Raw genomic sequence first — 23046 nt, forward strand, 5'->3', positions numbered from 1 at the left:
GGGACTAGCGTGACAGGTGAGACTCCCGCCGGTGCTTGCACCAAGAGGCTCACCGCACGCCCCGCGGAAAGCGAGCAGCCTGGAACGGAAATCAACAGCTTACAGACTTCTTGGACAGCCCCTTTTTCATTCCTAATGTCAACTTAATTTTATTTTTGGTTGACATTTAATTTATCAATCAGGCAAACTTGTACTAGGCTTTTAATATTGAGGAGGTGATCGTCCTGAACGCCAGAAGCATATCGTATGTAGCTTTATTTGCTGCCATGACGGCGATTGGTGCATTTATTAAGGTTCCCATCCCGTATATCCCTTTTACCCTGCAGATTCTATCGGTCTATCTTGCCGGTGCCCTGCTCGGTCCGCGATTGGGCCTGATCAGCCAGCTATGCTATGTCTTGATCGGCCTCATCGGAATTCCTGTTTTTGCTGATGGCGGTGGGTTCAGCTATGTATTTAAACCGACTTTTGGCTATCTAATCGGCTATGTCATCGCTGCCTTTGTCAACGGCTGGATTATCCACCGCTTTCAGCTTGTAAAAGTTAAATCTGTGTTTGCTGCTAATTTAGCCTCACTGCTAACTGTCTATTTTTTCGGCTGTGCTTGGCTTTATGCCGCCATGAACTGGTTTGTGAATACGCCATTTACGCTAAGCCAAACGTTTTTTTACGGCTTTTTGCTGCCTGTTCCCGGAGACTTGCTTCTGTGTTTATTATGTGCGGTATTTATCGTGCAGACCCGTCCCCGTATGGCACAATTCATCAACAGAAAGGAGAATGAAAGAACATGGGCCAAGCCTACTTTATAACCGGAACCGGAACCGAAATCGGTAAAACGGTGGCCACCAGCCTGCTGTACCTATCCCTTACTTCCTTGGGAAAAAGCGTAACGATATTCAAACCGTTTCAGACCGGCCTTGATCGTGAAAATCATACATATCCTGATATCTCCTGGTATGAGGAACAGCTCGGTGTTAAAGATTGCGGCATGTATATGCTGGAGCCGGAAACCTCTCCCCACCTCGCGATTAAATTGACAGGCAGAAAGGTTGACGAACAGCGCGTCATCGATCGAATTCACGCACTTAAAGAAGAATACGAGATTGTCCTTGTTGAGGGTGCCGGCGGGATTGCCGTCCCTCTCATTGAACAGGATACGCATTTTTATATGACAGCTGATCTTATTAAAGATTGTGGACTGCCTGTCATTTTCGTTTCAAACAGCGGACTTGGATCCATCCATCATGTTCTTACCTCACAGTTCTATACAGCCTTGCAGAACATTGATATCAAAACCATCCTTTTTAATTTCTTTCAACATGACAATATAATCCACAGAGATAATGTTGAAACGATAACAAAACTGACCGGTCTGGAGCCGCTTGTGCGCATCCCAGCTTTTAAGAATGTAAAAGAGGATCTTCCTGCTTACATTGCATCACTTTTGAAAGACCAACACTATTTACAGCTACTGAAAGAGGTGTTTTTCAATGAGTACTCCATACACTGAACTAGAACAATGGGACAAAGAGTATGTCTGGCATCCTTTTACCCAAATGAAAACCTACCGAGAGTCCAAACCGCTGATTATAGAGAGCGGAAAAGGCAGCTACCTTTACGATACAGAAGGCAACCGGTATCTCGACGGCTACGCTTCACTATGGGTGAATGTCCACGGCCACAGCGAACCAGAGCTGAACAGAGCACTCATCGAACAGGTGGAGAAAGTTGCCCATTCCACCCTGCTCGGTTCAGCGAATGTTCCTTCCATCCTGTTGGCTAAAAAACTGGCTGAGATCACACCGGGCAATCTCTCCAACGTATTTTATTCCGATACAGGAGCAGCAGCAGTAGAGATTGCGCTTAAGATCGCCTACCAATACTGGAAAAATCTCGATTCTGAAAAATATTCCAGTAAAAACAAATTCGTATCAATGAACGAAGCGTACCACGGCGATACAGTCGGTGCTGTAAGTGTCGGAGGGATGGATTTGTTTCACAGAATCTTTCGGCCGCTTCTCTTTGAACGCATCCCTTCTCCGTCTCCTTATTCTTACCGGATGACAGATCTGGGTAATGAAAAAGCAGTAAAAGATTACTGCCTTACTGAACTGGAATCACTTTTAAAATCACATTCCGAAGAGATCGCCGGAGTAATTATGGAGCCGCTCGTCCAAGGAGCTGCCGGCATACTGACACACCCTGAAGGCTTCTTAAAAGGGGTCGAACAGCTGTGCCGAAAATACGATGTGCTATTGATCTGTGATGAAGTAGCAGTCGGGTTCGGGCGAACTGGGACACTGTTTGCATGCGAGCAGGAAGACGTTGTTCCTGATTTAATGTGCATGGGTAAAGGAATCACCGGCGGTTACATGCCGCTTGCCGCTACCATCACACATGACAGGATCTTTAATGCCTTTTTAGGAGAACAGGACGAGCACAAAACCTTCTATCACGGCCACACGTATACCGGCAACCAGCTCGCCTGTTCCCTCGCATTAAAAAATATAGAGCTGATTGAACAACGGAATCTTGTGGCGGACATTCAGCGAAAAGCAGAAAAGATTTCCGCAAAATTGGATACCCTTTATGAGCTTCCGAATGTCGGTGAAGTGCGGCAGCGAGGCTTGATGATCGGTATTGAAATTGTGAAGGACCGCACGACCAAAGAAACGTTCAGTGTCCAGGAAGGCGTTATCTCCCGTATTATCCAAAATGCCCGGGAGCATGGACTGATCATTCGGGAACTTGGCTCGGTCATTACGATGATGCCGATCCTGTCCATGACTGATGAAGAACTGCACAAGATGGTGGACATCACCTACCGCTCGATTCAGGAAGCATGCGAAAGCCTGGCCGTTCGATAAGTCGGTCTATCAAAAAAGGGGCTGTCCAAGAAGTCTGTAAGCTGTTGATTTCCGTTCCAGGGTGCTCGCTTTCCGCGGGGCGTGCGGTGAGCCTCTTGGCGCTAGCGCCTGCGGGAGTCTCACCTGTCACGCTAGTCCCGCAGGAGTCTCGCACCTTCCACTTCAATCAACTTTTCATTGAAGATTTTCAAGCCAAAAAGGAGCTGCTGAAGGTCGATTTTCGACTTTCAGGACAGCCCCTCCTTCATTACTTCTTTTTTTCTTGTTTCTCCAAAAATGCACGCATCTTCTGCAAATATTCCGGCGCGTCCATCGGATCTTCAACGACCAGTTCGATCATACAAAGTTTTTCTCCCTGTAATCGTTCAGCCTCAGTGATGGCATCGTCCAGTTCCTGGTTCGTCCTCACCTGTTTCGTAAACGCCTCTCTTCCGAACGCTTCTGCCAGCTTGGTATAATTCCAGGAAGGGATCTCGTTATACTTCTGTTTCTCAATCTCCACTTTAACGTTCAGGTACTTTTCAATGGTATATCCATTGTTATTCAAAATAAAGATGATGGGTTTGCAGCCGTTCTCTAGCATCGAGCTGATTTCCTGTACTGTCAGCTGCAATGAGCCATCACCAGTAAAAAGAAGAACACGCCGGTCCTTCGCTGCCATACATGCCCCGAACGCTTCACTGAATGCGCCGGCAATTGCGTTCGTCGCACTCATTTCGCCGACCCCAAATGTTGTAATGAGTGCCGATATACCATTAATTCGTGCGTATGCATCTGCTGCATATCCTGCATTCAGCTCATTTCTATTCGTAATAAAAGAAAGGCCGCTATCCCTTTCAAGCGTATCAAGCAATGAAAAGTTATAATCACCCGGCACCCCGAAGACTTCTGATATTCCTTCTCTTTTTAAACAATCCAATAAATATTGTCCCACCGGTCTTCTTTCTGCCAAACTACTCACTCCTTCAAGGTTCATCTACTACTCCTATTTATATACCCAAACCCTTCTATGCTAATCGCTGATCCAATATGTGAGGCATGAAGAAAACTCCTGAATTACTTCAGGAGTTTTTCTGTCTATCGTCTATCATTGTTCTCTCCTTCATTACAAAAGAAAGGTGATGGCAACATCATTTGTTTCAAGAAAGTATAGGACACAATAAAACAGAATGACTGCAAATACAAAAGTAAAAACCAGCTGGGATAATTCTCGTTTCATTGCCCCACTCCTATTTTTACAGAAATAGTTTCTGGAATTTTTTCATAGACTCTGGACTGCTGATTACTGAAAAATGCTGTAACAGCTTCTGGAGTGCTTCCTCTCGATCAATCTTTATATTCTCTATCTTATTTTTTTCTGTCCAATGCTCAATCGTCTCATAGGAAGTGCTGTTCCAGCCATTTTTTTCGCCGATCGCATTTTGTTTCTCCTTTGTACCGGAGACGACAATATCAAGAGAGGCCTGAAGTTCGAGCAATCCGTTGTCGAAGGCTTTCTTTTTCTCTTTTGCTTTCATATCAGCCTTTGCCCTTAAAAGCCTCGTATCAATTCCTTCTTCCTGCAGGATGTGTGAGTGAAGATCGAAGGCATCTTTTGAAAGCATGCCATTATAATAACGGTCCTTCACAGACATTGGATTCCCCAGAACCGTTCTTATATAAAGAAGGAGTTCGCGGGAGATGAGAACAGATTTTTTCTTAACAAATTTTCCGTACGCGGCTATTCCATCTGCAGCAAACCGCGTTCTCCAGCCCCAAGGATCAAATTCGGTCTCCGTATACCAATTTTCCTTAACCGTAATACTGCTAAGTGAGGGATAATCGGGAAACAAAGGAGCAAGCGGCAGCAACCCTACTTCATTCACAATATCAATGGCTTCTTCGTACGTTTTAATTTTATAATCAAGCATTCACTCATTCCCCTTTGCTCTTTCCTTATTATGTATCCATCTTTCCCCTAAGCTTCCAAGTGCCTTTCATACGCCAGATAAGAGTACAATCGGTATATAATCGGGATAAGAACGAGAAGGGAAACAAACCTTAAGGACCCTTCTGTAAAAAAGGCTGCCCAAAACGCAACTACGATGGAAATCACAATAGAGATGTTGCCAGACAGGCCATTGAGCGGCCGGTTGTTTATAAAGAATGATTTCGTTCCTTTTAAATCGTGCGCATAGCACTCCTCGGGATAAGGGATCACCTCAAAAAACATCGTTACCGTAACTAAATCATCTTTAAGCTTGATTTCTTTTGTACATCTATCGCAAATATTCTGTAAGGGCGGTTCGTCACACACCACCCAAAATCAAAAACATGCCTGAAAAGATCCACGTAATTCCATTATATACCATAATTAATCGAGACGTATTTTAATTTTGCATGGACTTTCCCCATTCAGCCAGTCATTTTAAAGATGGGATCAAGTCCTCTCCTGCTTTTGTTAGTGAGTATTCTACTCTTGGTGGTATTTCCATAAACTGCTTTCGTATGATAAGTCCTTGGTTGGTTCTCCATTAATCAGTTTTTTCTGACTTAGAAATAAAATACTGCATACTTGTTTTACTTTGATTATGTAATAAAATTATATCGTAGTTGATTATTAGTAGGATAAATAAAGGAGTGATAGTTTTGAAGTTAAAATATGAAGTTTTACCTGATGAAAAAATTGAATGTTGCAGAGAAATTTGCAATGAACTCATGGCCTTTCAAAAATCAAAATCCTACATAACACCTGAATTGTTTGACAACATGAATTTTGAAACAAGGCTGATTCCATCAATAAATAATGCCGTTCACAATTATACAGTGGTAGTTAAAGATGATGATGATCAAATTGTAGGTTATGTATATTCCAATATCTCTCCTAAAGAAGCCTATTCCAATGAATTTGCCACTTTTTTTGATCTTTCTTCTGTTAATAGAGATCATGTAGGCTGTTTATCTCAATTTTATATTAAAGAAGAGTACAGGCAATATGGGATTGGATCCAAACTTTTTCATATGTCCATGGATTGGATCAAGCAATTTGACGATGTGGAAGATTATTTTATTTATGTCTCAAATGGCAATACTAACGCACTGGAATTCTATAAACGTAAAGGATTTACGGTGAGTCATGATATATTGGATGGTTTTATAACTGTTTTACGAAGCAAAAGAGAGATTGGATGTAACCATTAAAAAGGGTGGAGCTGATATCAGCTCCACCCTTTCAGTAATGATATTTATCTTGTTCTTGATACATACGGATAAATCGACTACAACTTCTAATTCTGATACTTTCTTGAAGAATGAATCAATAGGAGGATAAAATGTACAGCATTAGTGAGGCAGCAAAGTTACTGGAAATCAGTTCTCACACATTGCGTTATTATGAAAAAGAACAAATTATTTTACCTGAACGCAATGACTATGGTGAACGCGAATATGGCGACTCCCACATTGCCTGGCTGCGGTTCGTCATTAAATTAAAACAGACGCAAATGCCGTTGGCTAAAATGAGGGAATACTCAAGGCTGTATCAAGAAGGAGAACATACGCGGGAAGCACGTCTCCGTCTCCTCGAAGTGCATCGAACCTCGGTGAGGGAGCAAATCACCACCCTTCAGGAAACTGAAAAGATGCTGGATCATAAAATCGGATCCTATAAAGAAATGATGACCATACGAAAATATAAAACCAGCACCTAGTTCTGATTTCAGAACCTAGGTGCAGGTTTTCACGTTACTGGTCTGTTTCAACGGTATTCTTTTCCAAGGAACTTGGCTTTGTTTCCGCTGGTTTTTTACTATCATCCTGTTCTTTCGGCGGCTCGGTTCCAGGATCCGTTGGTTTATCACCTGTATCCGGTTTGGTGGTTCCGTCTCCTGGCTTATCTTTAGGCGGGGTTGTTGGATCTGTCGGCTTATCCTGATTGCCCCCGCCTTGATCATTCCCACCCTGATCTGTTCCGCCATTTCCGCCTTGGCCATTGCCACCCTGATCGCTGCCGCCTTGATCATCTTTAGGCGGTGTGACAGGAGTATCCGGTTTTGTTTTACCGTCATCATTAGGTTTTTCTTTATCATCATTATTCTTTTGGTCTTCTTCTTTTTTCTCTTTTTCTTTATCTTGCTTTTCTTTTTCAGCATCAGCTGATGGATCTTCTTTTTTGTCTTCCTTATGGCTTGGCTGTGCTATAGGAGGCATCGAAGTTCCTTGCACGTAAAGCTCAGAGCCTCGTGAAACGACAGATCCCGGTTTTTGGAAATCGGCAGTGAGCTTATTTGCTGAAACATGGGATACCAGTTCTTTAAAGATCAGCTTAGCGATCACTTGGTCTTCTTTCTTTACATAAGCATCCTGGCCCGGGTGATCATATCCTGTCCAGACAGCTGCTGTATAGCGTGTGGTATAACCGACAAACCATGAATCGGTCGAGCCGTTGCCATAGACATTGGCTGGAAGGTTCGTCGTTCCTGTCTTACCGGCTAAATCCAATCCTGGAATCTGAGCCATGCGGCCAGTTCCGTTATTGACAACACTCTTCAGCATATCCGTTACCATGTAAGCTGTGTAATCGCTCATGGCAGTTTTTGGCTGATGGCTAAACTGCTTCACTTCTCCATTCGGATATTCAATCTTTCTTAATGTTGTTGGCTGATGATAGACGCCCTTGTTTCCAAAAGCAGAATACGCACCGGCCATCGTTAATGGAGAAACCCCTTTATTGAATCCGCCGATCGCATAGGACGGATAGATCGTATCCAGCTTAATTCCTAGGTTTCCTGCAAACTGTTTCGCGTTCGCTTCTCCTACTGCCTGGAACGTTTTTATGGCAGGAATGTTATACGATTGGACGAGTGCTTCTCTCATAGAAAGCGTACCATGATAGGTTTTATCCCAGTTCTGGAACTGCTTGCCGTTGATTTCGAGCGGCTCATCCTTGATCGGGGTACTCGTAGACCATTTCAAGTATTCAATCGCCGGGCCGTAGTCAAGAATCGGTTTAATCGTCGATCCCGGCTGCCTTTCTGTATCGGTCGCATAGTTAAATCCTCTGATGGCCTGTTTGTTGTCATCCAGCCTGTTGCCGCCTATAGCACGAATCTGGCCGGTTTCAGTATCAAGGAGAACGGCCCCCGCCTGAAATTTATTGTCTGGGTAACGGACATAATCCTCCGTTGATAAGATTTTTTCTGCTTGAGATTGGGCATCCTGGTCAAGCGTCGTGTAGATTTTCAATCCGCCTTCAAACAGTTCTTTTTCAGAAATGCCTTCTTTTCGTGCGTCTTTAATGACCTGCTGTAAAAACGCTTCATATCTCGGCTGAGACTTCTTAGGTTTCACAAGCATTTTCTTAATTGGCTGCTGCTGCGCTTTTACTTTTTCCTGCTCAGAAATATACCCGTTTTTGTGCAGTAGCGACAAGACCACATTCCTTCGCTGTTCTGCTAACTCTGGATGTACGAATGGATCATACCCGCTCGGACGCTGTGGCAGTCCAGCAAGCAATGCAGCCTCGCCGATGGTCAGCTGGTCCAGAGGCTTATTAAAATACGTTTTTGCTGCTGTTTTTACTCCATAGGCACTATTTCCGAAATAGATTTTATTTAAATAGAATTCAAGAATCTGATCCTTGGAATATTTCCGTTCAAGCTGTATCGCCAAATAGGCTTCTTGTACCTTCCTAGTTACTGTCTTTTCTGGTGATAAGAACGAGTTTTTTACAACCTGCTGTGTGATTGTACTGGCACCTTCTGAACCAAATCCGTGAGTTATATTGGAAAGAATGGCTCCTGCGACCCTTTTCGTATCAATTCCGTTATGTTTGTAGAATCGAACGTCTTCTGTCGCAATAAAAGCGTTCCGAACGAGCGGCGGAATATCTTTAATGTGAGCATAATCTCTCTTTTCCTTCCCGCTGATTGAAACGACTTTCTCATTGTTCATGTCATAGACGGTGGAAGTACGTGAATACTTCAGGTTTTCGGGGTTCAATTCAGGAGCGCCTTTTGCAACTGAAAATACGGTTGCCCCCCCGCCAATAACCACTAAAAGAAAGAGAACAAGAAAAGTTAGTGTACTGTATGTAAGGAATTTTCGAAAACGTTTAGGCCTTTTGTTCTGTTTTCTTCTTTCCAATCGTGAAGCTGAATTTTTCTTTTCCATCATTAACTCTCCTTAAATTGTTCCATGCTGTTCCCTATGCTGAAATAGTTTATTTTTCCTGAACATCAATTTTATACTATTTTAATAGAAAATAATACGAATACATCTCACAAATGTTACATTTTTATTACAAACAGGTCAGAAGTACTAGTACCCGTTTTTCCAGCTTTTTAATCTATATGAATTAAAAAAAGAACAAGAACATGATGTCTCGTTCGAATGCTGCTTTTAGTGATATGCAGGACCAATAGCCTTTGTTTCCATTGGATGCTCAGGGTAATAAAAGGATAAGTTTTGGTAGCTCCAGGCAAACTTGCTTTTAGAAAAGTACTTGCCCAAAGAGAGGTATCTCATTTTTTGATGATCAATATAAATATCTTTATTCCTCGGTTTGTCAGTATCGAAACCAAATTCCAGTAAATTTTTGTTAAAATACATTCCATCTTTATTGATGCTCTGATATAAAAGATTTACATCAGCCAGGGATGCTTTATATTTACCGAAATGCTTTGTTATTTTAAAAACATAAATTTTATGAGGTGCGTTCGTAATCTCCAGAACATAAGGGCTATTGGGGACAGTAACCGATTGAACCTTCTCCGTGTTTAATTCAATGGCTTCTTTCGTCCAGCCCTTCTGCAGTGCCTCTTTTTTGGTGTGGTACCCGTAATTAACCACATATAAATAGATTCCTGCTGCGATAAAAGATAACACAAACGCAGCTCCCCAGCCGTTTTTCATCAACAAACCCCATTTCCATTGAAGGCTATTCCTCTTTTTCTTCTCATTTTTTGCAAAGATGGATACAACCAATGTAATCAGAAGGATGCGTACTAAAATAGACCATGTTTAAGATCAATTCCCAAACAATTCCCAATTACTTACAGTTTATCATAAAATTAATTGAAAGTTTTACTAAAATAAAAAAGCAGCCCTCATATCATGAGAACGCTGCAGTATTCTTAGTCAATCCCGCTTCTTCCTTTTTTAACTCCCAATTCAGCATTTCACCCTCTTGCCCTAAACGCTTCATGTTCATTTTTTCCAATACCCGAATGGAAGGATCATTGTTTATCAAGCATTCTGCAATGACACGGTTAACTTGGTCAGAAGTAAAGGCCCAATCGATTATCGCCTTTACCGATTCGGTGGCGTATCCTTTTTGCTGAGCAGACGGAATGATTCCATAACCGACCTCTACTGTTCGTTCGACACTGGGTTTCCCTTTGAATCCAATATCTCCGACAATCATTCCCGTTTCCTTTTCTGTGACCAGCCACACACCCCATCCGTATAGCTCAGGGTCTTGTTCTAACTGTTCAACGTGGGACTTAATTTGGTTTCTGATTGGATATGCATCAGGCGATAGTGATTCTATGTATGGTCTGCTGCAGGGTATGATGGTTAACCGTTCTGTTTCCAATTTCATCTGTAACTTCCTTTCTCTATTCCATGTCTTCTAAAAAACTATTCTTCTCTCGGTCTGCTAATCCTCTTTTAACCTGCCGAATAATGAATGAACGGAGAATCATCTGAAAAACCCTCGGCGAAGTTATCTCAATATTCAGTTTGGTTCAATTAATCTGAGTTTGGTTCAATTAATTGGACTTTGGTTCAATTCTCTTCGATTTTGGTTCAATTCGCCGACGAGACACCATAAAAAAGGCTGCCGAGTCTCCTCGACAGCCTCATTAAATACAGTTTTACGCTTGTTTACTCTCACCAACCGGTTTTCCCTCACTAGCTGGCACTTCTTCTTCCCACCATAAAGCTTCATCAGGATCCTGCAAGATCTCTTTGATCTCGCCTGGGTCTTCAACAGCTGGAAGAGATCCACGCAATGAACGGCCTGCTGTTTCTTTGACAAAGAAAGCTACAACAACAATACCGATCGTACAGACCGCCATTAAATAATAGGCCGGCAGCAGTTTATTATTGGTTTCTTTCACCAGCCAGGCAACAATGAGCGGAGTCGTTCCGCCAAAGATGGAAGTAGATACATTGTAAGTAATGGCTAGTGATCCATATCGAACGTTTGTAAAAAATAAAGAAGGAAGTGTTGCCGGGAGCGTTCCCTGAAAAGCGGTGAGCAGACATCCCAAAATCAGCACTCCGAAGAAGGCATTATTGCCATTTTCATTCCCCGCCAGCATAAAGGCCGGTATGCTCAAAATAATGGTTAGAATCAAAGCTCCTATCAAAATTTTATTTCTTCCAATCCGGTCACCCAAATACCCCATTCCCAAAACGAAAGGAATCATAATAACCATCACAATGAGAATGAGCAGCAGCCCTTTTGTTTCTCCATAACCGATCTGTTCAGAAAGGTAAGTCGGCATATAGGTTAGCACCATGTAGACAATTGTATTGTAAAAGAGGACAATGCCTACACAGATCAATAGGGACCTCCAATGATTGAGGAAAATTTCTTTAAGAGACGAATCCTTTTTCTTTTCCTCTTGTTCTTCCTCCATTGCCTGAAAAGCAGGTGTTTCCTCGAGGTGAGAACGGAAATATAAACCAATTAAACCTAGTGGAGCTGCAATAAAGAACGGAATTCTCCAGCCCCATTCCAGCATGGTTTCCGAACCTAGAATAAAGGTCAGCAGGGTCACAAGCCCTGAACCAGCAATATAGCCGGCCAAAGTTCCTACCTCTAAAACGCTTGACATAAAACTGCGCTTTTTATCCGGAGTTGATTCTGCAATAAACGTCATGGCCCCAGCGTATTCTCCGCCGGTTGAGAAGCCTTGCACCAATCTGGCAACCAGCAGAAGGATGGGCGCCGCAATCCCGATAGACTTATAGCCGGGTATTAGCCCGAGGCTGAGTGTTGCAATCGCCATCATGATCAATGTAATGGCCAGTACCTTTTTTCGCCCTAAACGGTCACCCATTATTCCAAACACTACACCGCCGATCGGCCTCGCGATAAATGCTACTGCAAATGTCGCAAAAGCATAAATCACCTGGGCAGAAGAATCGACTTCAGGGAAAAAAACTTTGCCAATGGTTACCGCTAAATAAGAATAAATACCAAAATCAAACCATTCCATGGCATTACCAAGCGATGTCCCCAGGATCGATTGTTTTGCGATTTTTGTATCAACAACCGTAATATCTTCTTTTTGTAATCTATTACTATTTTTTCTATCCACAGCGTGCCTCCTCATACTGCTTAAAATTAAAAGTTGTTGTACTAAACCTTTTCCCTAAATCGATCCCAAACTAACCATTTTCATATAAAAAGGCTGCCGAGTCAGCCTCGGCAGCCTGCAACAATTTTATCGGATGTTTCCTACATTTTTCTGCTGAGATCCCAAAATGCTTATTTTTTCTTTCATTGCTGCTCTTTCATTTCTCTCCCGAACTTCTTCCTTCCACCACAAAGCTTCCTCTGAATTCATTAGTATTTCCTTTATCTCACTAGGATCTTCGACAGCGGGGTACGATCCCCTTAATGACCTTCCTGCTGTTTCTTTAACGAATAATGCTACTACAAAAATCCCGATAACACAGACCGTGATCAAATAATAAGCCGGCAGCATACTGTTATTCGTTGCTTTAACGAGCCATGCTACGATTAAAGGTGTAGTTCCGCCAAAGATTGAGGTTGAAACATTGTACGTTATCGCCAAGGAACCATATCGTACCTCTGTGAAAAAAAACGACGGCAATGCAGCAGGTAATGTGCCTTGAAAGGCTGTAAACAAACAGCTCAGGGTCAGTAATCCCAGAAAAGCCAAAATGCTTGAACCCGTGCCCATCATGAGGAACGCTGGAATGCTGAGTACGATCGTACCGATTAACGCTCCTTTAATCAGGCGGTTTCTTCCAATCCGATCACCCCAGTATCCCATCGCCAAAACAAAGGGAATCATTGCAATCATGACAAATAGGATGAGGACCAGCCCCTTTGTTTCACCAAAACCAAGCTGTTCTGATAAATAAGAGGGCATATACGTAAGAATCATATAGTTTATGGTGTTATAGAAAAAAACGACGCCAATGCAAATCAAGAGGGAACGCCAGTGTTCCGTAAAAATATGTTTCAGGGAGGTTTGCTGTTTCCTCTCGTTTGCCGATTCCTTCATCGCCTGGAATGCCGGGGTTTCTTCCAGATGCGATCTGAAATAAAACCCGATCAGCCCTAAAGGTGCGGCAATTAAGAAAGGAATTCTCCAGCCCCATTCAAGCATAGTTTCAGATCCAAGCAGAAAGGTAAGCAGAGTAACTAATCCCGATCCGGCGATGAACCCGACAAGTGTTCCGACTTCAAGGCCGCTTGACATAAACCCTCGTTTCTTATCAGGTGTAGATTCAGCGATAAACGTCATCGCACCTGCATACTCTCCGCCGGTAGAAAATCCTTGTATCATTCTTGCAACAAGCAATAAAACTGGTGCTGCGGCTCCGATCGTTGCATAGCCCGGAATGAGTCCGATGCTTAATGTAGCAATGGCCATCATGATTAACGTTATGGCCAAAACTTTCTTTCGGCCTAAACGGTCACCCATCATTCCAAACACTATACCGCCGATCGGCCTCGCGATAAATGCCACCGCAAACGTTGCAAAAGCATAGATTAACTGGGCAGAAGGATCGATTTCAGGGAAAAATACTTTACCAATCGTAACCGCTAAGTAGGAATAGATGCCAAAATCAAACCACTCCATGGCATTGCCAAGAGATGTTCCAAATATTGATTTTTTCGCAATATTATTGTCAACAACTGTGATATCCTCTTTGGTCAGCTTTTCTATTTGTCCTCTTTCCACATCGTACCTCCTCTTAATACCGTAAATCTTGCTCGTTTTCTCACTCATCTCTTTTCAGTTTGATAGTTTATAACAAACGACTTTTGGTTCTGTCATTTCTTGTATCGCAAATTTAATGCCTTCCCGTCCCAAGCCAGACTTCTTCACGCCACCAAACGGCATGGCATCGATTCGGTAGTCACTGCTGTCGTTGATCATGATGCCTCCTACATCCATCCTGGCAATCGCTTTTTGAGCTTTATCAATGTTTTTTGTAAAAATACCTGCCTGCAGCCCGTAGCTTACTTCATTGGATTTTTCAATGGCCTCATCCACATCCGCAACAGCGTATAGGAGTACAACTGGGCCAAAAATTTCTTCTTTTGCAATCGTGCTGTCATCCGGAATATTCTTTAGGACGGTCGGAGAATAAAACGCTTGATTACGCTTGCCTCCTGTCAGCAGTTGAGCACCTTTATCAACGGCTTCGTTCACAAGACTCTCTACACGCATCGCCTCCTTTTCAGTAATTAGCGGACCTATATCGGTAAGCTCTGACAGCTTATCGCCTACGATATATTGTTTTGTTCGCTTAACAAAGGCCTTTTCAAAATCGGACATAATGCTCTGCTGCACATAGATTCTCTGCACGCTCAGGCAGTTTTGGCCGGCTGCCCAATAGGCTCCGGAAACCGTGGATTCGACGGCATCATGCAAGTCCGCATCTTCCAGAACAATAACCGGAGAATTAGAGCCGAGTTCCATACTCACCTTTTTTAATCCGGCTTTTCTTACAATTTCTTCTCCGGCCTCTACTCCTCCTGTAAAGGAAATCATCCGAATGGCAGGGTGAGTGACAAGAACATCGCCGATCTCGCTTCCATATCCCGTAATGACGGACAATACTTTTGGAGGCAGCCCCCCATGGGCGAATGCTTCAGCCAGCAGCAGCGCACTAAGCGGAGTAACCGTTGCCGGCTTTACGATGATAGCGTTTCCTGAAGCAATTGCCGGCCCTACTTTATGGGCGACCAGGTTCAGCGGATCATTAAATGGAGTGATCGCGCCAATGATTCCAATTGGAAAACGATGATAGTAGCCGACCCGGTTGTTGTTCCCTTCCATCTGGTCAAAGGGAATGGTCTCCCCCTGAATCCTTCTTGCCTCTTCTGCACTGATACGGAGGGTCTGAATGCATCTTTCGGTTTCTTTTGATGCTTCACGGATCGTCTTGCTGCCTTCCTTCGCAATGGTCAAAGTGTACTTTTCTTTATTGGCTTCAATGTAGTCTGCCGCTTTATGAATGACAGCCATCCGTTCATACACCGGCATGGCGGCGGCAATCTTTGCTCCTTCTTTTGTGTGCTCAATACAAGCCAGCATATCTTCTCTTGAAGCTGCAGGAACAGTGTCTATCATTCTGTTATCCTGCGGGTCCCGAACCTCAATGGTTCTATCACGGTGTACCCACTTTCCTGCTAAAAACATCTTTTGGCCAGCAACCTGAGTCGTCATCAACATCCCCGCCTTCCTCTGTTTAAATGTTTACGAGTTTTCTTTCGCGATCAATGTTAATTAAATCGATTAACAAGGAAAAGCCTGTTTCAACCTTACCTGCACCTGCTCCGCTTAGCGTAACGGTTCCTAAGAGATCACAGTCATAAGCAATGGCGTTTACAGCTCCACTGATGGAAGCAAGCGGATCGGCCATGTCCACCTTTTCAGGGGCAATGGAAGCATTAACTTTCCCGTTTTCTTTACGGGCTTTGGCCAGCAGTTTCCACCGTTTCCCTTCGGCTTTTGCCTCTTCAATATCCTTCAGGGTGAGATCTGTAATCCCCCGGCATGTTACTTCTTCTACCAGCAAAGGTTCGTTCATCACATAGTTTGACAGAATGGTAATCTTATATCGTGCATCATAGCCCTCAACATCGCTGGTTGGATCGGCTTCTGCATAACCGAGTTTTTGGGCTTCTTTCAACGCTTCCTCATACGTTACTCCCTCTTCTTCCATCTTGGTTAAGATAAAATTGGTAGTACCGTTTAAGATGCCGCGAATTTCTGTAATCTCATTCCCCGCCAAAGCGGCAGCAGGCATCCTTAATGAAGGGGTTCCGCTCATGACGGTTCCCTCAAATCCCCAGTACACCCCTTCCTCTTTTGCCAATTCAGAAAGCTCTTTATACGCCAATGCAACCGGGCCCTTATTGGTCATGACCACATTTTTTTTCGCCAAGAATGCCGTCCGGCAATGATCGATGGCAGGCTGTCCTGTACGTACATCGGTATACGAAACCTCAATAATGGTATCCGCATTAGTTTCACAAATGGTCCTTAGGCTGTCCCAGCCGGTCACGAGGCCAGGGGCCGGCGGATAGTTTTCCAGATTTCCAGTCTCCCGCAGCACTTGTAAAACCGTATTAATGTTCAGACCGTTTGGGTGATAGATTGAACCTTTGTTAAAATCAGAGATGGCCACAATTTCCGCTTCAAAATGCTCTTTAGCCTTTAAATCTTCGTGCTTGTCCCTTAGAATTTCAGCCAATCCCTGGCCGACTGTTCCAAACCCAATAAAAGCAAGTTTATGTGCCATATGTGTCTACCTCCACCTTTTCACGGCTTGGCAGGAATACCTCGCCTTTTAAATACTTTAAAGCTGTCTGTGCTAGAATCGCTGTCCCGATTGGCAGGCAGTCTTCATTTATATCAAAAAACGGAGTGTGCAAATCTCTCTGGTCTTGTCCTTGCTCGGCACATCCCAGAAAGAACATGGCACCCGGTGTTTTCTGTGTTACATATCCAAAGTCTTCTCCGCCCATTCCAAACGGGCCTCTTTTAATCGTGATTTCTGGATAAAGCTCTCTTGCCGCCTCCATAAACCACTTGTTGATGGTTTTATGATTCTTCAGCGCAGGCTCGCCCCGGTCTACTTTGAAAGAGTACTCTCCTCCTAGAGGCTGAACAATCGAAAACGCCTTTTCCAATTCTGAGGCGAGCATGCCGCGTATTTCAGGTGAATAGCTGCGAATCGTTCCCGATATGGATACCTCGGTAGGAATAATATTGCTTGCCGAACCCGCATGGATCTCACCTATGCTGATCACGGCTGACTCCATTGCCGATACTTTCCGTGCCACAATGCCATGCAGTGCCTGCATGACAGGCCCCAGCATCCAAATGGGGTCGGTTCCCTGTTCAGGATAAGCACCGTGTCCTCCTGTTCCATAAATTTTGCCCTGGAACACATCAACATTGGCCATGCTGTAGCCATCGTTCACTTGAATAGCACCAGCCGGAAGCCAAGGGCACATATGGAGGGCTATGGCTGCGTCTGCTTCATCATAGACTCCTGCCTGAACCATATACGGAGAACCTGAAAGTCCGTGTTCATCAATGCTTTCTTCTGCCGGCTGAAAAACAAATTTTACCGTACCCTGTATATCTCCCCGTTCAAATGCATCTGCCAGAAGGCTGGCAACCCCCAGCAGGATGGACGTATGGGCATCATGACCGCAAGCATGCATCACACCCTCGTTCCCGGATTTGTAACCAATTGCATTTTTCTCATGAATGGGTAAGGCATCCATGTCTGCGCGGATGGCGATGACCGGTCCTTCCCCTGAGGTAAGGGTTCCTACAACACCAGTGGGAACACCCACTCCGATCTCCGTTTTCATTCCGGGAATCCGCCTTAATGTTTCTGCCACAAGGCTTGACGTTTCAAATTCCTGAAAACTGACTTCAGGGTTTTGATGGATCTGCCGCCTCCATGCAATCAATTTTTCATTCAACCCTTTTACCGAAGCAGCAACAAACTGATGATTTGCCATTTGTCATTCATCTCCTCAAACACACTTGCTATCTTTTAGACTTTTAAAGCAATTTCCACATGTTGAAAAGCCTGCTCAAAGTCTGCAATAATATCTTCGATGTCCTCTATGCCGCAGGAGATGCGGATCAATCCTTCAGGAATTCCCATCGCCGCCCGTTCTTCCGGTGTACATTCCACGTGGCTTGTCGTACGTGCAGGGCCGACGGTTGTTTCCACTGCGCCAAGATTGGCCGCACGGTTAGCAAATTGCAATTTTGGAAGCAGGTCCCTGACCGTTTCGACGCCTCCTTTTACCGCAAAGCTGAGCATTCCGCCAAATCCCTTCATCTGCTTTTTCGCAATTTCATGGTTTGGATGTGTTTCAAGTCCAGGATAATAAACTCCTTCTACCAAGTCTTGCGTTTGGAGGAATTTAGCAAGCTCCATTGCATTTTCAGTTTGCTGGCGAACACGCAGCTGAAGGGTTTTCATCCCCCTTAAGATGAGGTAAGCAGCCATCGGATCCATCGTTGCTCCGTTGATTTCACGGAAATGATAGATTTTTTCCACCAATTCCCCCGAACCGCAGACTACGCCTCCAAGCGCATCGGCATGTCCTCCCAAAAATTTGGTCGCACTATGGATGACAAGATCTGCTCCCAAAGCGAGCGGATTCTGGTTGATCGGTGTTCCGAACGTATTGTCAACTACCACTAACGCACCCGCTTCACGTCCTGCTTTGGCCATCCTCTCAATGTCTGTAATTTTAACCGTTGGATTGGTTGGTGTTTCCAAATACAGAATACTGCAGCCTTTTGCTACTTCTTTTTCAATCTGTTCATGGTTTCCGGTTTCACATAACGCAACCTCGATCTGCTGCCGGGGGAGGAATTCTGTGAATATTTTATTGGTTCCGCCATAGGTATCCTTGATGGAGACGATCCGGTCACCAGGCACTAAAAAAGTAGAAAGTGTATTGCTGATCGCTGCCATTCCAGTTGAAAAACTCGTAGCTGCTTCGGCTCCTTCGAGAATTTTTACTTTGTCTTCAAAAGCCTGGACCGTCGGATTTGTGTTTCGTCCGTATATATGCCCTTTTTTCTTCCCAATGGCGACGTCATACCATTCATCCATATCGTCGTAGCCATACGCTACACTTAGAACGACCGGCACCTGGGTGGCACCGTGCACCAAATACTCTTTTTCCCCTGCCCACACGGACTTCGTGCCTGCTTTAACGTTTTGATTTGTCATGAGATCACTCCTCGTTAATTTTTTAAGGCTGCTTCTTTGTTTTCTATTTTCAAACCAAGTCCTCGTTTCAACATTTCTTGAAAAGCAAACAAAGCGATGGCGGTATCCTGTACTCCTGTTCCGGTTAAGTCACAGACCGTAATCTGTTCTTCATCCTGCCGGCCTACTGTTTTTTGCGAAGTCAGCTCCCCGAGCTCAACGATAGGTTGTTCACGGGATAAAACTCCTCGATCATATGCATGATGAAGTTCGCCCAACCGCTCACATTGACCGATGGTGTCGCAAACAAGCCGGCCGGCCTGTGCCAATACTTCAGCCTCGAGTTCCTGCTTGTGCTCGGCGTCCGATCCCATCGCTGTAATATGAATTCCTGGATGGAGCCATTCTGCTTTAATCACCGGTTCCTTTGCCGGCGTTGTTGTAATGACGAGATCGCTGTTACGTACAACCGCCTCTGCGCTTTCGACCGCTTTTACCTCAATCCCAAGCTCAGCTGACATTTCCTCAGCATAGGCCTTCGCCCGTTCAACTGACCGACCATAGACGAGCACCTCTTGAAAGTCCCTTACTAGCCGCAAGGCTTTTACCTGGTATCTCGCCTGGCTTCCTGAGCCGATCACGCCAACGGTTTGTATCTTTTCTCTTGATAGATATTTAGCAGCAATAGCACCCGCGGCAGCCGTACGAATATCGGTAAGATAACCGTTATCCAGCAAGATCGCCTTCGGCACACCTGTTTTTGCACTGATGAGCATCATCAGTCCGCTTCCGCTCGGCAGGCCGATCTGGTAATTGTTAAAAAATCCAGAAGACACTTTAATCGCAAACATGTCTTTCCCTTCGACATAGGCGGTTTTCACGTCCACTTCTCCGTTATGATCATGAACATCAACCCGCATGATGGGCGGCATGGTTACTTTATCTTCGGCTAGGTAAGAAAAGCCTTCTTCAACAACGGAAAGAGCGTCCAGGTTTAATGAGATATGCTGCTTCAATTCCTGCTCTGTGAAAATATACATTTTTCCCTTCACCCCTTTTAGTTCATGTTCGTTTCCAGCACTCCATCTTTGATAAACAGTTGTCTTGGCATTGAAGCAAAGGCTTCACAGCCGTTCGCAGTTACCCGGAAAGATTCGCTGGCTTCAAAGCCGTATTGATCAAGCCAGATTCCGGGGATAAGGTGGAAGGTCATATTCGGCTGCAGAATGGTTCGGTCTCCTTTCCGGATGCTTGCCGTGTGCTCACCCCAGTCCGGCGGATAATTAAGTCCCATCGCATAGCCAAGCCGCGATTCTTTAACAATGCCGCTTTTGTGGATCGTCTTTCTCCACGTTTCTTCAATTTCCTCACAGGCAATTCCCGGCTTGATCATGTCCAGGCATGCATTCAGCCCTTCTACTACAACATCGGAAAGATTTTTGAGCTTGTCGGATGGCGGTCCGATATTTACGGTTCTTGCAAGCGGTGAATGATACCGTCTATAGCAGCCTGCCAGTTCCAAAATGACGGAGTCCCCTTTTTTATACCGGTCATCCGTCCAGGTTAAGTGAGGCGTAGACGTTTTTTCTCCTGAAGGCAACAGGGGCACGATCGCCGGATAGTCACCGCCAAAGTCTTTCGTCCCTTTGATTTGGGTATGAAAAATCTCGGCGGCCACATCACATTCCCTGACGCCTTCATTAATGAGCCCGATTCCTTTCATCATGGCATTTTCCACAATTTCAGCAGCGCGTTTCATATACGTAATTTCGGCATCTGATTTTACGAGGCGAACCCAGTTTACTAATAATGTGGCATCTTTAAACGAAGCATTGGGCAGTCCCTTCTTTAACTGCTCATAACATTTAGCCGTAAAATAATAATTGTCCATCTCCACACCGATCGAACGCTTGTCCTGCCCGATCTGCTTTAGGATATCGGCCACAAAATCCATAGGATGCAACGTGATCGATTGGACATAATCGTCGGAATAAGGAATCAGGTTCTCATGGTAAAGCCATGACGTTGCTTTTGCCCCATTGGCATCCTGGCCGCGGCCGATCCAGATCGGCTGATCTTCGTCATTAATAACGATCAGCATTTGATGGACGTAAAACGACCATCCATCGTATCCTGACAAATAGTTCATATTGGCCGGGTCTGTAATCAGGAGGACTTCTATCCCTTTCTCTGCCATACTCTTTTTCGTTTTATAAATTCTTTCCTGATATTCAGCTGTCCCAAATGACATAGGACCTTCCCTCCTGTTTCTGTATAATTATTAGAATTTTATGAATAATGAATTTATAAACTTAGTATAGAACACCCTCTATCTATTCATCATCTGCAAATATGTATGAACTTTTGTAAAAAGTTTTAGTCAATTTTTCAGAATAGCTAGCACACATAAAAAAAGAGCTTGTCCATGTTCAGACAAGCTCTCAAATATTTTATTAATAAAAGATTGTTAATTTATCTTTGAAAGTATTTAGCTGTTAATAGGATATCGTGCTTCAGTTAACCCTAACTTCCAGGTTTTGATACTGAGATCCAATAAAAATAAATCATCCGTGTCGATCAGGGAAAGGCCGGTCAGGGTCTCTATTTTACGAAGCCTGTACAATAGGGATTGCCGGTGAAGATTTAACAGGCGCGCGGTCTGACTCACATTTCCGTGGCATTCATTGTAGGTGGTGAACGTTCCGATAAGATCCATAGTGCGCTGCTGGTCATACTGAATAAGCGGTTCGATCGCTGATACGATGATTTCTTTCATTTCTTCGTTCTGTGCAAGAGTCAACAACACCCGATCAACCTTTGTGTTTTCATACAGTACCCGGTGTCCTGCTCCCTTCTTATTTCTTCCGATCTGCAGTGCGGTCTTTGCCTGGTCAAATCCTTTATTAAACCCAGTAACCTCCTCCTGATGACCGCCGATTCCCCATGAAATGATGACATCCGGCAGCAGATTCCGGAGACGCCTCTCAACCAGATCCAAAAAATGATGTGCAGGGTTCTCATTGCTTGTGATTTCTACAAAAAGGATAAGTTTTTCGCCTTGATAGGTCATCATCACTTCTTTTTTTAGAGATTGTGCCGCATAATAAATTTCTTCCTCAATGTAGCGGATCATGCTGTCAAGCCAGTGCTCATACGAATCATAGTGCTGCTTTCTTTTTTTGAACAATAGTTCCAGGTTTTCAGGATAGCCAGCAATACAAACATAAGGGAGTTTAATATTAAACCCGAGCAATTTTGCTCTGGATTCAGCTTGTTCCCGGGAAGAAAACTCTCCTTTTGCCAATTCCTGAACAAAATCACTGCGAAGACGCATCTCCGTTTCTTCAATGGCATTTTGGCGCGACAGCCAAAGAGCGATCGTGGTAGCAGAATGTTCGAGCACGTTCACACGGTATTGATTTAAAAACTCTTCGATCACCAAATCGTTTGGAGGCAGAACAAATAAATATCCCTGTATATCACCTGAAGCCTTTAGTATTGGCAGTTGAAGAATTGACTCACCCTCACGTTCAATAAGATGAAACTTTTGAAACATCGGATCCTGCGGCAGAACGGCAGGTGTTTTTTCTGTGGAGATGCAATCTTTCATGTCATAGTATTTCCATCTGGCGTCAGGCTCGCATGCTTCAGCCCTGTCCTGAATAATTCCCGCTCTGTCCGTAATAACGAGAGGACAGCCTATATGTTTTTGAATATAACCGGATATTTCGTTCAGGCTTGTCTCCTTCAGAATGAGTTTAAGGAGTTCCTGCTGAACTTTTTCAGATTTTTCCCGTTCTTTAAACTGCCTGTCATTGAGTTCTCTAAGAACATCTTCAATGATGGTAGCAAAACGGATTTCCCATGGAATTTCGATAATGATAAAGTTATGTTTTTCTGCAAGCTCCATCACTTCTTTTGGAACATCATATATGTAACGGCCTAAAGCAATAATAAGCGCTGAAGCTTCAGATTGTATGATGTCTTCAACAAATTTTTTGAATAACAAAACATCATGGCCGCACCCAATGGCCGTGCTCAGGACCACTTCATTTTTGCGGACAAAATTCTCTACTGGCATCTCTATAGCAGAAATCCATTGAACATACCGTTCGTTCAGGATATGGCCCCCAGTTCGTACTCTGGCATTTTTCATAATCTCGAAGTTTAATATATCCCCTACTGCTAACCTCATATGAACCCTCCTGACCGCAAGATGTTCCTTCCT

20 protein-coding genes are annotated in these 23046 nt (G+C 44.1%); 5 read left to right on the plus strand and 15 right to left on the minus strand.

The features are described from left to right. Positions 1-224: 224 nt before the first annotated feature. From M1K46_RS18420 to bioA, 3 genes are read left to right on the plus strand one after another with little or no spacing between them, the layout of a single operon-like run. Positions 225-809: a biotin transporter BioY gene (locus M1K46_RS18420; RefSeq protein WP_256227299.1), complete on the plus strand. Its 585-nt coding sequence runs from the start codon at positions 225-227 to the stop codon at positions 807-809. Continuing rightward, entirely contained in the window at positions 788-1510 is a 723-nt protein-coding gene (bioD, locus tag M1K46_RS18425) for a dethiobiotin synthase (protein ID WP_256227178.1), read from the plus strand. The genes M1K46_RS18420 and bioD overlap by 22 nt, the downstream gene beginning before the upstream one ends. Continuing rightward, a complete protein-coding gene (gene bioA / locus M1K46_RS18430; RefSeq protein WP_256227179.1) occupies positions 1491-2867 on the plus strand; it encodes an adenosylmethionine--8-amino-7-oxononanoate transaminase in 1377 nt (458 codons plus the stop codon). Before bioD ends, bioA begins: the two co-directional genes overlap by 20 nt. Positions 2868-3114: 247 nt before the next feature. Here the strand turns inward: bioA and M1K46_RS18435 are convergent, their stop codons facing one another. From M1K46_RS18435 to M1K46_RS18445, 3 genes are all read right to left on the minus strand, one after another. Next, positions 3115-3843 (minus strand): thiamine pyrophosphate-binding protein, encoded by a 729-nt coding sequence (locus tag M1K46_RS18435; protein WP_256227180.1) that lies wholly within the window; start codon positions 3841-3843, stop codon positions 3115-3117. Between the two features lie 259 nt (positions 3844-4102). After that, complete coding sequence (locus tag M1K46_RS18440) at positions 4103-4777, minus strand: AlkZ-related protein (protein WP_256227181.1); 675 nt, start codon at positions 4775-4777, stop codon at positions 4103-4105. A 492-nt stretch (positions 4778-5269) separates the two neighbouring features. Continuing rightward, positions 5270-5359, minus strand: a complete 90-nt coding sequence (locus tag M1K46_RS18445; RefSeq protein ID WP_256227300.1) for a winged helix-turn-helix transcriptional regulator — start codon at positions 5357-5359, stop codon at positions 5270-5272. A 136-nt stretch (positions 5360-5495) separates the two neighbouring features. On the opposite strand from M1K46_RS18445, the gene M1K46_RS18450 reads away from it, so the two are divergent. Further along, the gene (locus tag M1K46_RS18450; RefSeq protein WP_256227182.1) at positions 5496-6047 is read left to right on the plus strand and encodes a GNAT family N-acetyltransferase; all 552 of its coding nucleotides are present in this window, start codon (positions 5496-5498) and stop codon (positions 6045-6047) included. A 131-nt stretch (positions 6048-6178) separates the two neighbouring features. Then, complete coding sequence (locus M1K46_RS18455; RefSeq protein ID WP_256227183.1) at positions 6179-6556, plus strand: MerR family transcriptional regulator; 378 nt, start codon at positions 6179-6181, stop codon at positions 6554-6556. Positions 6557-6590: 34 nt separating this feature from the next. Here the strand turns inward: M1K46_RS18455 and M1K46_RS18460 are convergent, their stop codons facing one another. From M1K46_RS18460 to M1K46_RS18515, 12 genes are all read right to left on the minus strand, one after another. After that, positions 6591-9017 carry a transglycosylase domain-containing protein gene (locus M1K46_RS18460; protein ID WP_256227184.1) on the minus strand — a complete coding sequence of 809 codons (2427 nt, stop codon included), beginning with the start codon at positions 9015-9017 and terminating at the stop codon, positions 6591-6593. Between the two features lie 228 nt (positions 9018-9245). Beyond that, a complete protein-coding gene (locus M1K46_RS18465; RefSeq protein ID WP_256227185.1) occupies positions 9246-9758 on the minus strand; it encodes a hypothetical protein in 513 nt (170 codons plus the stop codon). 199 nt (positions 9759-9957) lie between these two features. Beyond that, the gene (locus M1K46_RS18470) at positions 9958-10446 is read right to left on the minus strand and encodes a GNAT family N-acetyltransferase (protein ID WP_256227186.1); all 489 of its coding nucleotides are present in this window, start codon (positions 10444-10446) and stop codon (positions 9958-9960) included. Between the two features lie 274 nt (positions 10447-10720). Next, entirely contained in the window at positions 10721-12190 is a 1470-nt protein-coding gene (locus M1K46_RS18475) for an MFS transporter (RefSeq protein WP_256227187.1), read from the minus strand. A gap of 111 nt (positions 12191-12301) precedes the next feature. Further along, positions 12302-13843 (minus strand): glycine betaine/L-proline transporter ProP, encoded by a 1542-nt coding sequence (proP, locus tag M1K46_RS18480; RefSeq protein ID WP_305586013.1) that lies wholly within the window; start codon positions 13841-13843, stop codon positions 12302-12304. Between the two features lie 6 nt (positions 13844-13849). Next, positions 13850-15289: an aldehyde dehydrogenase family protein gene (locus tag M1K46_RS18485; RefSeq protein ID WP_256227189.1), complete on the minus strand. Its 1440-nt coding sequence runs from the start codon at positions 15287-15289 to the stop codon at positions 13850-13852. 22 nt (positions 15290-15311) lie between these two features. Next, positions 15312-16367 carry a homoserine dehydrogenase gene (locus tag M1K46_RS18490; RefSeq protein WP_256227190.1) on the minus strand — a complete coding sequence of 352 codons (1056 nt, stop codon included), beginning with the start codon at positions 16365-16367 and terminating at the stop codon, positions 15312-15314. Continuing rightward, a complete protein-coding gene (locus M1K46_RS18495; protein WP_256227191.1) occupies positions 16357-17604 on the minus strand; it encodes a M20 metallopeptidase family protein in 1248 nt (415 codons plus the stop codon). The genes M1K46_RS18490 and M1K46_RS18495 overlap by 11 nt, the downstream gene beginning before the upstream one ends. A gap of 35 nt (positions 17605-17639) precedes the next feature. Next, positions 17640-18839: a cystathionine gamma-synthase family protein gene (locus M1K46_RS18500; RefSeq protein ID WP_256227192.1), complete on the minus strand. Its 1200-nt coding sequence runs from the start codon at positions 18837-18839 to the stop codon at positions 17640-17642. Between the two features lie 14 nt (positions 18840-18853). After that, positions 18854-19858, minus strand: coding sequence for a cyclodeaminase (locus M1K46_RS18505; protein WP_256227193.1), 1005 nt, complete (start codon positions 19856-19858; stop codon positions 18854-18856). Between the two features lie 17 nt (positions 19859-19875). Next, complete coding sequence (locus M1K46_RS18510; protein ID WP_256227194.1) at positions 19876-21069, minus strand: M24 family metallopeptidase; 1194 nt, start codon at positions 21067-21069, stop codon at positions 19876-19878. A gap of 237 nt (positions 21070-21306) precedes the next feature. Beyond that, on the minus strand, positions 21307-23013 hold the full coding sequence (locus tag M1K46_RS18515; RefSeq protein WP_256227195.1) for a PucR family transcriptional regulator: 1707 nt from the start codon (positions 23011-23013) through the stop codon (positions 21307-21309). Between the last annotated feature and the right edge of the window lie 33 nt (positions 23014-23046).

Source organism: Fictibacillus sp. WQ 8-8, assembly GCF_024494405.1.
GTDB lineage: Bacteria > Bacillota > Bacilli > Bacillales > Fictibacillaceae > Fictibacillus_C > Fictibacillus_C marinisediminis.

Excerpts from the sequence above, each read along its gene's own strand:
- bioD (WP_256227178.1), top strand. The coding sequence starts at position 788 with ATGGGCCAAGCCTACTTTATAACCGGAACCGGAACCGAAATCGGTAAA.
- bioA (WP_256227179.1), top strand. The coding sequence starts at position 1,491 with ATGAGTACTCCATACACTGAACTAGAACAATGGGACAAAGAGTATGTC.
- M1K46_RS18435 (WP_256227180.1), bottom strand. The coding sequence starts at position 3,843 with ATGAACCTTGAAGGAGTGAGTAGTTTGGCAGAAAGAAGACCGGTGGGA.
- M1K46_RS18440 (WP_256227181.1), bottom strand. The coding sequence starts at position 4,777 with ATGCTTGATTATAAAATTAAAACGTACGAAGAAGCCATTGATATTGTG.
- M1K46_RS18455 (WP_256227183.1), top strand. The coding sequence starts at position 6,179 with ATGTACAGCATTAGTGAGGCAGCAAAGTTACTGGAAATCAGTTCTCAC.
- M1K46_RS18460 (WP_256227184.1), bottom strand. The coding sequence starts at position 9,017 with ATGGAAAAGAAAAATTCAGCTTCACGATTGGAAAGAAGAAAACAGAAC.
- M1K46_RS18465 (WP_256227185.1), bottom strand. The coding sequence starts at position 9,758 with ATGAAAAACGGCTGGGGAGCTGCGTTTGTGTTATCTTTTATCGCAGCA.
- M1K46_RS18470 (WP_256227186.1), bottom strand. The coding sequence starts at position 10,446 with ATGAAATTGGAAACAGAACGGTTAACCATCATACCCTGCAGCAGACCA.
- M1K46_RS18475 (WP_256227187.1), bottom strand. The coding sequence starts at position 12,190 with ATGAGGAGGCACGCTGTGGATAGAAAAAATAGTAATAGATTACAAAAA.
- proP (WP_305586013.1), bottom strand. The coding sequence starts at position 13,843 with ATGAGTGAGAAAACGAGCAAGATTTACGGTATTAAGAGGAGGTACGAT.
- M1K46_RS18485 (WP_256227189.1), bottom strand. The coding sequence starts at position 15,289 with ATGACGACTCAGGTTGCTGGCCAAAAGATGTTTTTAGCAGGAAAGTGG.
- M1K46_RS18490 (WP_256227190.1), bottom strand. The coding sequence starts at position 16,367 with ATGGCACATAAACTTGCTTTTATTGGGTTTGGAACAGTCGGCCAGGGA.
- M1K46_RS18495 (WP_256227191.1), bottom strand. The coding sequence starts at position 17,604 with ATGGCAAATCATCAGTTTGTTGCTGCTTCGGTAAAAGGGTTGAATGAA.
- M1K46_RS18500 (WP_256227192.1), bottom strand. The coding sequence starts at position 18,839 with ATGACAAATCAAAACGTTAAAGCAGGCACGAAGTCCGTGTGGGCAGGG.
- M1K46_RS18505 (WP_256227193.1), bottom strand. The coding sequence starts at position 19,858 with ATGTATATTTTCACAGAGCAGGAATTGAAGCAGCATATCTCATTAAAC.
- M1K46_RS18510 (WP_256227194.1), bottom strand. The coding sequence starts at position 21,069 with ATGTCATTTGGGACAGCTGAATATCAGGAAAGAATTTATAAAACGAAA.
- M1K46_RS18515 (WP_256227195.1), bottom strand. The coding sequence starts at position 23,013 with ATGAGGTTAGCAGTAGGGGATATATTAAACTTCGAGATTATGAAAAAT.